General features: G+C 68.9%; 10 protein-coding genes and 2 pseudogenes. 9 read left to right on the plus strand and 3 right to left on the minus strand.

Annotated elements, in window-relative coordinates; all coding sequences use genetic code 11:
* Nucleotides 1–667 precede the first annotated feature (667 nt).
* From KME75_RS44325 to KME75_RS36915, 9 genes and pseudogenes are all read left to right on the plus strand, one after another.
* Nucleotides 668–835 (plus strand): annotated as a pseudogene (locus KME75_RS44325) (IS256 family transposase); the annotation flags it as partial.
* A 222-nt stretch (nucleotides 836–1,057) separates the two neighbouring features.
* A complete protein-coding gene (locus KME75_RS36885) occupies nucleotides 1,058–1,636 on the plus strand; it encodes a DDE-type integrase/transposase/recombinase (RefSeq protein ID WP_219419582.1) in 579 nt (192 codons plus the stop codon).
* 218 nt (nucleotides 1,637–1,854) lie between these two features.
* On the plus strand, nucleotides 1,855–2,511 hold the full coding sequence (locus KME75_RS36890; RefSeq protein WP_219419583.1) for a GntR family transcriptional regulator: 657 nt from the start codon (nucleotides 1,855–1,857) through the stop codon (nucleotides 2,509–2,511).
* Between the two features lie 164 nt (nucleotides 2,512–2,675).
* The gene (locus KME75_RS47485; protein ID WP_443690192.1) at nucleotides 2,676–2,888 is read left to right on the plus strand and encodes a hypothetical protein; all 213 of its coding nucleotides are present in this window, start codon (nucleotides 2,676–2,678) and stop codon (nucleotides 2,886–2,888) included.
* Nucleotides 2,882–3,376, plus strand: a pseudogene (locus tag KME75_RS36895) (transposase); the annotation flags it as partial. The gene KME75_RS47485 and the pseudogene KME75_RS36895, both read left to right, overlap by 7 nt.
* Before the next feature lie 297 nt (nucleotides 3,377–3,673).
* Complete coding sequence (locus KME75_RS36900; RefSeq protein WP_219419584.1) at nucleotides 3,674–5,020, plus strand: MFS transporter; 1,347 nt, start codon at nucleotides 3,674–3,676, stop codon at nucleotides 5,018–5,020.
* Nucleotides 5,021–5,028: 8 nt separating this feature from the next.
* Nucleotides 5,029–5,814, plus strand: a complete 786-nt coding sequence (locus tag KME75_RS36905) for an aspartate/glutamate racemase family protein (protein ID WP_219419585.1) — start codon at nucleotides 5,029–5,031, stop codon at nucleotides 5,812–5,814.
* 37 nt (nucleotides 5,815–5,851) lie between these two features.
* Nucleotides 5,852–7,264 carry a dihydroorotase gene (locus KME75_RS36910; RefSeq protein WP_219419586.1) on the plus strand — a complete coding sequence of 471 codons (1,413 nt, stop codon included), beginning with the start codon at nucleotides 5,852–5,854 and terminating at the stop codon, nucleotides 7,262–7,264.
* Nucleotides 7,264–7,992 carry a maleate cis-trans isomerase family protein gene (locus KME75_RS36915; protein WP_219419587.1) on the plus strand — a complete coding sequence of 243 codons (729 nt, stop codon included), beginning with the start codon at nucleotides 7,264–7,266 and terminating at the stop codon, nucleotides 7,990–7,992. Before KME75_RS36910 ends, KME75_RS36915 begins: the two co-directional genes overlap by 1 nt.
* 56 nt (nucleotides 7,993–8,048) lie before the next feature.
* Here the strand turns inward: KME75_RS36915 and KME75_RS36920 are convergent, their stop codons facing one another.
* The 3 genes from KME75_RS36920 to KME75_RS36930 all read right to left on the minus strand — a co-directional run.
* Entirely contained in the window at nucleotides 8,049–8,450 is a 402-nt protein-coding gene (locus KME75_RS36920) for a dihydrofolate reductase family protein (protein ID WP_219419588.1), read from the minus strand.
* Between the two features lie 25 nt (nucleotides 8,451–8,475).
* Complete coding sequence (locus tag KME75_RS36925) at nucleotides 8,476–8,754, minus strand: hypothetical protein (protein WP_219419589.1); 279 nt, start codon at nucleotides 8,752–8,754, stop codon at nucleotides 8,476–8,478.
* A 184-nt stretch (nucleotides 8,755–8,938) separates the two neighbouring features.
* Nucleotides 8,939–9,126: hypothetical protein (locus tag KME75_RS36930; protein WP_219419590.1), on the minus strand; the 188-nt coding region annotated here is incomplete at its 5' end.

The raw sequence follows: 9,126 nt of genomic DNA on the forward strand, positions 1-9,126 counted from the left end.
ACTGCAGGCCCTCGGCCAGGCCCCGGGAGATCTCCTCCCGATCCGACAACATCAACATCGCGCGCACGGCGGGCATCCTGTCCCACCGAACTCACAAGATCAAATGCTTCAACCGGCTGAGCCCAGGGATCACACGTTAGCTGCGGAATCCAGGTCCTCGCACAATCGCATGACACGCCTGGGGGCACCCGGCAGACCAGGACTCCAACCGGAGCGCACTCTTCTGCCCGACTCTACTGGCCTGGGACCGCACGGCCGGTGCATCTCTGCTGAACGCGGTGCTCCCACTTATACGACCCGGCCAGCCCGTGACACCCTTTCGGACCTCGTTATCGCTCCTGGCCCTGGCCCTGGCCGCCCCTACCGTCGCACTGACGCGACGCCGCGCTCGTACCCCCCGATCCCCCGCCCGGACGGGGAGACCGCGGGCATCACCAGCGGCGTGACGGCGTTCGCCGTCGCATCGCTCGCGACGATCCTGGCGGGCGCGTAAATCTTTGGCCACTTCCCCAAGGCGCCGTGATGCCAACGGGCCTCGGCAGCCATCAGTGGCGTGCAGCAGAGTGGTGTACGGCAGGCCCTGTTGAGGGGCGTGGCGTAGACGAGTAGGGCGACCACCGCGTGATCTTCTGGAAGACCTTCCACAGTCCGACAGGAGAACCACGCGATGACCGCTCCCTCCAGTATCGACCCCACCCGGTTCCTGCACGAGCAGTTGGCGTCCGCGTCGCCGGATTTGCTGCGTTCGATGTTGACCACGTTCATCAACACGCTGATGTCCGCCAAAGCGGACGCGGTCTGTGGTGCGGGGTACGGGCAGCCCAGCCCGGACCGGGCGGGGTAGGTCAGCACGGCCATCGCGATGCGACGGCGAACGCCGTCACGCCCCACGTCTCCGGCTCGTCAGCTCGCGGCGGGTGTTCGCCGCCGGCGGGCATGGGATGTGGGGAATCGTGCTCGGCCCGCTGACGACCTCGTCGAGGAGCGCGCACCGGCGGGGCAGGCGCCACGACAGGATCGCGTTCGCAAGCCCGGGGAGCAGGGAGGAGCCGTGCTGATGTCGGTCGAGCACGCCCCGCCAAACCGCCTACTGCGCCGCTACCGGGTCGCGCGGCTGGCCGACCTCGACCGCGCCACCGGCAGGGTGGTGCGCGAACCGGTGCGCCGCTACGAACGCGACCGGCCCGGCGAGCTGGTCCACGTCGACATCAAGAAGCTGGGCAACATCCCCGACGGCGGCGGCCACAAGATCCACGGCCGGGCCGCCGGGACACGCAACAGCACCCGCAGCGCCCCGGTAGCCAACAACCGCACCGGCCCTCGCGCCAAACTCGGCTACGGCTACCTCCATACCGCCCTCGATGACCACTCGAGGCTGGCCTACACCGAGATCCTTCCCGACGAACGCAAGGAGACCGCGGCCGCGTTCTGGGCCCGAGCCGCGGCCTGGTTTGCCCGCCAGGGCATCCCGCACATCGAACGGGTCCTGACCGACAACGGCTCCTGCTACCGCTCCCGTAACTTCGTCGCCGCGCTCGCCGCCACCGGCACCACCCACAAGCGCCGGCGCGCGTTGGAGCCCGCACGACTGGACCCTCGTCGGCGAGAACCCCGCACTCGGATACCGGGCGGGTAGGTCGACTCGATCAGGATGCGGCGCCCGCTCGTTGGGCAGGTCGAGACGCGGCAGTCGGACATGCTGAAGATCGTGCTCGCGGCGTCGCCCTGGGAGCCCGTATGCTGATTGAAGGCTCGTGGTCCTCTGGTTCTCTGGGTTGTCTTGACGACACCCATCGCAGCAGGGCTACGAGTTCGTTTGCAATTAATAGTGAGGATTAAGGAAGTGTGAGGCCGGTGGCCACGCCGTCTAGCAAGTTGTATCGAAACCAGAAACCGCTTCGCGACATCGTCGGCGACGAGATACGATCACGCATTTTTTCCGGCTCTTTCGCCCCGGGCACGCGACTCGTGGAGCGCGAGCTCGCCGAGCGGTTCGATGTCTCCCGACTGCCGGTGCGCGAGGCCCTACGAGTGCTGCAGAACGAAGGCCTAGTCGAGAACCTTCCCTCTCGCGGCATCGTGGTGAAGACCCTCACCGAGCGCGACGTCGTCGAGCTCTTCGACATCCGAGAGGCGCTCGAGGTGCTCGCGGTCCGGCTGGCCGCCGCGCGGGTCGCCGACAATGTCCCCAACAAGCTACGCCAATACGTTAACGAATCGCAGGAAGCCATCTCCCGCGGCGAACTCGACGCCGCCCACTCGGCCAACTCAAAATTCCACGACGAAATCATCGCGCTTTCGGACAACGCGTTGCTCCAGAGCATGCTGGAACCGCTGCTGGGCCGCCTTCACTGGCTGTTCCGGCAGATCCCCGACTTCGAACGCCTCAGTTCCGAGCACGACGAGCTGTGCTCCGCCATTGAGGCAGGGGAGCCCGCACGGGCGGCCGAGGCCGCCCGTGCGCATGTTTTGTCTTACCGTCGGCGCACCCTCGCCTACCTGTTCGGCTGACGCCGGGACCCGGCGGGCGAGAGCAGTGCTTGAACCTGTGGATGGCGAAGGGGTCGTATCCTTCCGGTGATTCGCAAGCCCTCAAGCAAGATCGGCACGCCAACGCTGGCCGGGAAGGTACGTCCCTGCCCTCAGTATAGTTCCAGAGGAGCCCGACGGCCGCGATGACCACGCCCCCGGCGGCGAGGTCGTTGACCGACCAGATCATCCGCGATGGCGCCCGCCGGGCGCTGACTGAAGCGTTGCAGGCCGAGGTCGACGCCGAAATCGCCCAGTGCATCGCCGAGCGCGACGACAACGACCGCCGGCTCGTGGTGCGCAACGGCTCACCTCAGCCGCGCGAGGTCCTCACCAGCGCCGGCGCGGTACGGTCATGATCGGTGTCCGCGCCGACGGCCGCAAGGAACTCGTCGCACTCACCGAGGGCTACTGGGAGTCGACCGAGCCCTGGGGACGGATTCGCTGCGCGACTGCGCACGGCGCGGGATGCGCGGCCCGATCCCCGCGATGGGGGACGGCGGGCTCGAGTTATGGGCGCGCTACGTGAGGTGTTACCGCAGGCCAGAGAACAACGCTGCTGGTTTCACGAGATCGTCACCGTCCTCGCCGAGCACTGGATCCACCTCCGCACGACCAACCGATCGAATCCACTCGCGACCGTACGGCACCAGACAAAGATCACCAGGGGCCTGGGCTCTCGCGAGATGCAGGCCTGCGGTGGCGTTCAAGCTCATCCAGGCCGCGCAGAACCGCTGGCGCGCTGAACGCGCCTCACCTCGTCGCGCTCGTCCGGCCCGGGGCCCGCTTCATGGCCGGCAAACTCGTCGAACGACCCGACGAACACCCTCAGCCCGAAGCCGCCTAAAGGATCTCCATCCACAGGTCTTGACTATCGCTGGGCGCGCGACCCCACAGGCGTGCGGCCGGGACAGGTGACGCACCGCCGATGGCACCACCACCGCCCGCAACGGCGACAACGACGGCAGCCGACCTCTTGTCAACGTCGTGTTCAACCCGCCTCTCGCTCCCGTGCACCCATTGACACCCCTACTGAGCGGTCTCTACGGTACCGCTTGGGATCCCAAATGCCAGTGCCGGTACCGGGCGAGACAGCCGTGGGCCGCGCCGATGCGTCCTCCCAGCCTGCTCGAAGGAGCCAGACATGGCCGTCAATGATCCAGTCGTTTCCACCGGCTCAAGTACCGGCGGGGGCGGCGCACCGCTGACCCTTGACCGCAAGCCCACCCGCGTGCGCTGGAAGCTGTTCGTCCTGCTGCTCGCCCTCGTCACCCTGAACTACATCGACCGGGGCTCGATCTCGGTGGCGATGCCGCTGATCAAGGACGAGTTCGACCTCTCGTCCGAGGCGACCGGCCTGCTCTTGTCGGCCTTCTTCTTCGCCTACGCGGCCATGCAGATCCCCGGCGGATGGCTCGTAGACAAGCTCGGCCCCCGCAAGATGGCGACGGCGTCCACGGTGGGCTGGGGCGTTGCCACCGCCGCCTCCGGACTGGCTTGGAACTTCGCCAGCCTCTTCACCGCCCGCGCGGCGATCGGCGTCACCGAGGCGGCGATCATGCCGTCTGGCGGCAAGCTCAACGCCACGTGGATGGCCTCCCACGAGCGGGGCCGCGGGGCGACGATCCTCGACGCCGGCGCTCCCCTGGGAGCCGGCATCGGCGGCATCGTCATCACGGCCCTGATCGCCTGGACCGGGAGCTGGCGCGGCGCCTTCATCGCCGCCGGCATTGCCACCGCCCTTTTCGGCTTCCTGGCCTGGCGCTACATCCGGGACAACCCGCGCGAGCACAAGGCGGTGAACGAGGCCGAGGCCGCGTTCATCGAGGCCTCCCATGCGGCGGAGGACCGCGTCGCGGCCGAGGCGGTCTCCCCCGGTCGGAGCGGGCTGGCCCCATACCTGAAGTTCCGCTCCTTCTGGGCGATGTGCTTCGGCTGGCTCGGGTTCAACGGCGTGTTCTACGGTCTGCTCACCTGGGGTCCGCTGTACCTCTCGGAGTCCAAGGGCTTCGACCTCGCCGAGGTCGGCTGGGGCACCTTCCTGATCTTCGGTTCTGGGTTCGTCGGTGAGCTCCTGGGTGGCTACCTCGCGGACGGCTGGCGCGCCCGCGGCGCCCCTGCCAACCTCGTAATGCGCACCCTCCTCGGCACCTCGAGCCTCATCGTCGTCGCCGGGCTGGTCAGCGTGATCTTCGTGGACAGCTCCATCGCCGCCGTCGCCCTCCTCTCCGTGGTGCTGTTCTTTCTGCGTTGGGTCGGGCTCTTCTGGAGCATCCCCGCCACGCTCGGCGGCCGGAAGAACGCCGGCATCCTCGGCGGTGCCATGAACCTCAGCGGCAACATCAACGGCTTCGTCACCCCGATCGTTATCGGCGTCATCGTCGGCGCCACCGGCGGGTACGCCTGGGCGCTGGCCTACTTCGTCGGCGCGGGCGTCGTCATGGCCATCTCCGTCGTCGTGCTCGACTACAGCCGCCGTCTGCCGGTCTGAGGAGCGTCATGAAGCTGCTCGTCATAAATCCCAACATCAGCGACGAGGTCTCGGCGCTCATTCGCGCCGAGGCTCTCCGGGCCGCTGCGCCGGGGACCGAGATCACCGTGCGGACCGCCCACTCGGGTGTCGAATACATCGAGACTCGCCTCGAGTCGCTCCTCGCCGCGCCCGCCGTCTCCCAGATCATCGCCGAGGATGCCGACAACGCAGACGCGATCGTGGTCGCAGCCTTCGGCGATCCCGGGATGCCGGCCCTCAAGGAGCTCGTCGAGGTCCCTGTCGTCGGGATCACCGAGGCGGCGCTTGCGACGGCCTCTTTGCTGGGGGTGTGTTTCTCGATCGTCGCGATCTCCGAGCGGATCACCGCCTGGTACCGCGAGTGCGTCCAGCGCAACGGGCTGGAGTCCCGGCTCGCCTCGATCCGCTCGCTGCGGAACCCGCTGCGCGGGATCGGGTCGGTGCAGCAGGACTTCCGCCAGGACCTCGTCCGGCTCGCCAACGAGGTGGTAGACCAGGACGGCGCCGACGTCGTCATCCTCGCCGGGGCGCCGCTCGCCGGGCTCGCGCGGGAGGTAGCGGCGGAGATCCCGGTGCCGGTCGTGGACGGAATCTCGGCCGGCGTCGCGCAGGCGGAGATCCTCGTCCGCCTGGCTCCCGGCGCCCACCACAGGGGCAGCTTCGCCGCGCCTCCGGTCAAGGCCAACGCCGGGCTCTCCATCGAGCTGGCCAACCTGCTCGCCCGGCAGCTACCAGCCGGTCTGAACCATACGGGTCGTCCGGGTCACCGGTGACCCGCACGACCACACCCCCGACCAGGAATCAATCCTCATGCCACTAGACCTGCTCATCACCAACGCCACCGTCGTCAACGCCGGCGGGAGGACCCACTGCCACGTCGGCGTCGCCGACGGCGTGATCGCCGGGCTGTACCACACCGGTACCCGGGATCTGCCCGCCAGCCGCCGGACGATCGACGCCACTGGCAACCTGCTCATTCCCGGCGGCGTCGACGGGCACTGCCATGTCGAGCAAATCACCGGCTCGTACAAGTCGCTCGACACCTTCCAGGTCGCCACGACCGCGGCCCTCCACGGCGGGACGACGACAATCATCGACTTCGGCATCCCGGCCACCCCTGAAGAGACCCCGCGGGCCGCCGTCGAGAACAAATTGGCCCTGCTGGAGGGCGCCCGCTGCGACGTCGCGCTGCACGGCGCGGTCGTAGCCTGGCACGAGACAGTGCCGGCGCAGCTCGAGTGGATGGCCCAGCACGGCATCCGCTCGGTCAAGCTCTACACGACCAACCGCGGCACGACGATGGCCGACGACGACACCATCGTCAACGTCATGAAGGAGATGGTCCGCCTCGACGGGCTGACCTACATCCACTCCGAGCACGACGCGATCATTGAGGACCGCGTCGCGACCTGCGCCCACAACCACCAGCTGTCCGTCTCGCACCTGCACGAGACGCGGCCGACAATCTCCGAGGACTCCTCAGTGCGCGAGGTCCTGGCGATGGCACAGTACACGGGGGCGCCCGTGTACTTCGTGCACCAGACGACCCCGGAGGCGGTCGACGCGGTCCGGCAGGCCCGCGCCCAGGGCCAGTCCGCGTATTCTGAGACGTGCCCGCACTACCTCGGGTTGGACGAGAGTGTCTACGCCTCACCCGCCCCGGAGAAGTTCGCGTGTTGCCCGCCGATGCGCCCCCGGGCCTCGGTGGAGGGCCTACTTGACCGCGTGGCGTGGGGGCACGTGGACACCATCTCCTCGGACCACTCGTGCTACGACCTCTCCCAGAAGCGCCAGCGCAGCGACGACGTGCGAAAAATGCCGCACGGACTCCCGGGCGTCGAGACCCGCATGCCGGCGGCGTTCACCACCCTGGTGCGCTCGCGGAGACTCAGCGTCGAGCGGTTCGTCGAGCTGTTCGCCACCGCCCCGGCCGGCATCAACGGGCTGGACACGAAGGGGGTCGTAGCGGTGGGCTACGACGCCGATCTCGTCCTCTTCGACCCCGACGAGGCGCGCACGGTCGACGGCGCGAGCCTGCACATGGGCACGGACTTCTCCCCCTTCGACGGCGTCGAGCTCGTCGGGTGGCCCTCCACCGTCGTCTCGGCGGGCCGCGTGGTCCTGGACGACGGGGTGTTCGTCGACCCAGGCTCGGTGGGCCGGTTCGTGCCGCGGCGCGGCGTGAGCGAGCAGGGGTCCGCACGGGCGGAGGTGCTCGTCTGATGGGTCGCCCCACGCGGTTGGGAATGATCGTCCCGTCCTCGAACACGTGCCTGGAACCGCAGACCTACCGGATCCTGGGCGACCGGGAGGACGTGACCGTCCACTTCACCCGAATCGAGGTGACGCGCATCGCGCTGGACGGCGACGCCGACAGCCAGTTCGACCACTCGACGATGCTGAACGCTGCCGAGTTGCTGCGGACCGCCGACGTTGACGTCATCGCGTGGAACGGCACCGCGGGATCGTGGCTCGGAACGGAGCACGACCGCAACATGGTCGAGCGCATCACGCAGGCCACCGGTGTGCCGGCGACGACGTCTACGCTGGCCTACCTGGACACGTTCACCCAGTTCGGCCTGACTCGTGTGGGCCTGGTCAGCCCGTACACGGGTGACGTCAACGCCGCGATCATCGAGCGGTACGCAGCAGAGGGCATCCGGGTGGTGGGTGAGCATCACCTCGGACTCGACGTGAACGAGTCGTTCGCCCGCGTGCGTCCGGAGGAACTTCTGCTCCCGTCGCTCGAGCTGGCGGACGGGGGCGGGCCCGGTGCTCCCGAGGCCCTGATCTATCTGTGCACCAACCTCTACGGGGCACCGATCGTCGAGCACGTCGAGGCCCAGACCGGTCTCGCGGCGTTGGACTCGGTTGCCGTCACATTGTGGCGGTGCCTGAACATGGCCGGGCTCCCCGGACTGGCGAGCCGGTGGGGTCGGCTGCTGATCTGACTCGTTCCCCACCCCCCGGCCGCCGCGCCCGGCAGGGCCCTCGCGCGTCCTCGGTTTCAGCGCGTTCCGCGCGGCCGCACCTGCACGACGGCGTCGGCCCCGCGGCCGCCACACCGAGCCCCGTCGGCAGCAAGACGGAGAGCCCGACTGCCGGTGACCTGGACGTTCTCGCCCTGCTGCCGTCGTCGGGTCAGCGCGGCGGCCAGGTCGCCGCCCACCCGTACCGAGTTCTCCCGGCTGACCGTGTCGAGCGTGGTGGAGGCGACGAGCTTCGGGATGGCGTTCATCCGCGCGGTCATCGGGTTGTCCCCAACGCTCTGCTGCGGCCCGTAGCCGACGAACTCCTCATAGGTGCGGCGGCCCAGCAGGAGGGCGTCCGCGGCGGCAAGCTGGGCGCCCATCACGGCAGCCATGTCCGGGTGGAAGTAGGGCGTCTGACGCAGGCCGGTGGCCGGCACGTCAAGGCGCCGCTCACCTGATTCATTAGTCTGGCCCCATTTCTTCGCCCACGCGAACCACGGGCGTCGGCCGGTGCGCCCAGGCATGCAACCGCTCGCGGAGGTCGGCGACATCGGTCGGGTCGAGATCCCGTGACCGCAGTGTCCATTCCGCGTAGGCGCGCCAGTGGACGTCGGACGGCGCCGCGTCGACACGCAATCGTCGGCGCAACCACTCCTCGATCCCCGGGCCGAGCGCCCCGGCGTCGAGAACGACCAGGGTCACGGGCTGCGCGGCCGGGTGCGCACGCTCGAGGGCGGCCACGAACGCACGCAGTCGGGCGCCGCTCTCGGGCCGGAGCGAACCGCCACCGTCCGGGGCCGGTGCGCGCAGAGTGGTGATCGCGGCGAACAGTGTCTGCGACGCGCTCCCGGCGACCTCCGCAGCGGACGACCGAGACACGTGGACTCCCTGGCCGGGACCCGCCCCACCGCCCAATGGCCTTGCGTTAGGTCGGTGACCGCTGTCGGAGGCAGTGGAGTTGGATGCGGCGGGTGACGTGGACGACACTGGGTTGATCTTTGCGGGCGGGGAAGTCGCCGGCCTTCTTCGTGGCCCGCGGGCTGGCCCGGTCGGGGCGGTCACGGACGAAGGTATGCGGGTCGAGGATCTTGAGCAGGAAGACGGCCAGGGCCA

The sequence above is a fragment of the Pseudonocardia nigra genome (genome assembly GCF_019396355.1).
Taxonomy (GTDB): Bacteria; Actinomycetota; Actinomycetes; order Mycobacteriales; family Pseudonocardiaceae; genus Pseudonocardia; species Pseudonocardia nigra.

What these genes read in the sequence shown, in the direction of transcription:
- KME75_RS36885 (WP_219419582.1), top strand. Translation starts at nt 1,058, where the DNA reads ATGTCGGTCGAGCACGCCCCGCCAAACCGCCTACTGCGCCGCTACCGG.
- KME75_RS47485 (WP_443690192.1), top strand. Translation starts at nt 2,676, where the DNA reads ATGACCACGCCCCCGGCGGCGAGGTCGTTGACCGACCAGATCATCCGC.
- KME75_RS36910 (WP_219419586.1), top strand. Translation starts at nt 5,852, where the DNA reads ATGCCACTAGACCTGCTCATCACCAACGCCACCGTCGTCAACGCCGGC.
- KME75_RS36915 (WP_219419587.1), top strand. Translation starts at nt 7,264, where the DNA reads ATGGGTCGCCCCACGCGGTTGGGAATGATCGTCCCGTCCTCGAACACG.
- KME75_RS36905 (WP_219419585.1), top strand. Translation starts at nt 5,029, where the DNA reads ATGAAGCTGCTCGTCATAAATCCCAACATCAGCGACGAGGTCTCGGCG.
- KME75_RS36900 (WP_219419584.1), top strand. Translation starts at nt 3,674, where the DNA reads ATGGCCGTCAATGATCCAGTCGTTTCCACCGGCTCAAGTACCGGCGGG.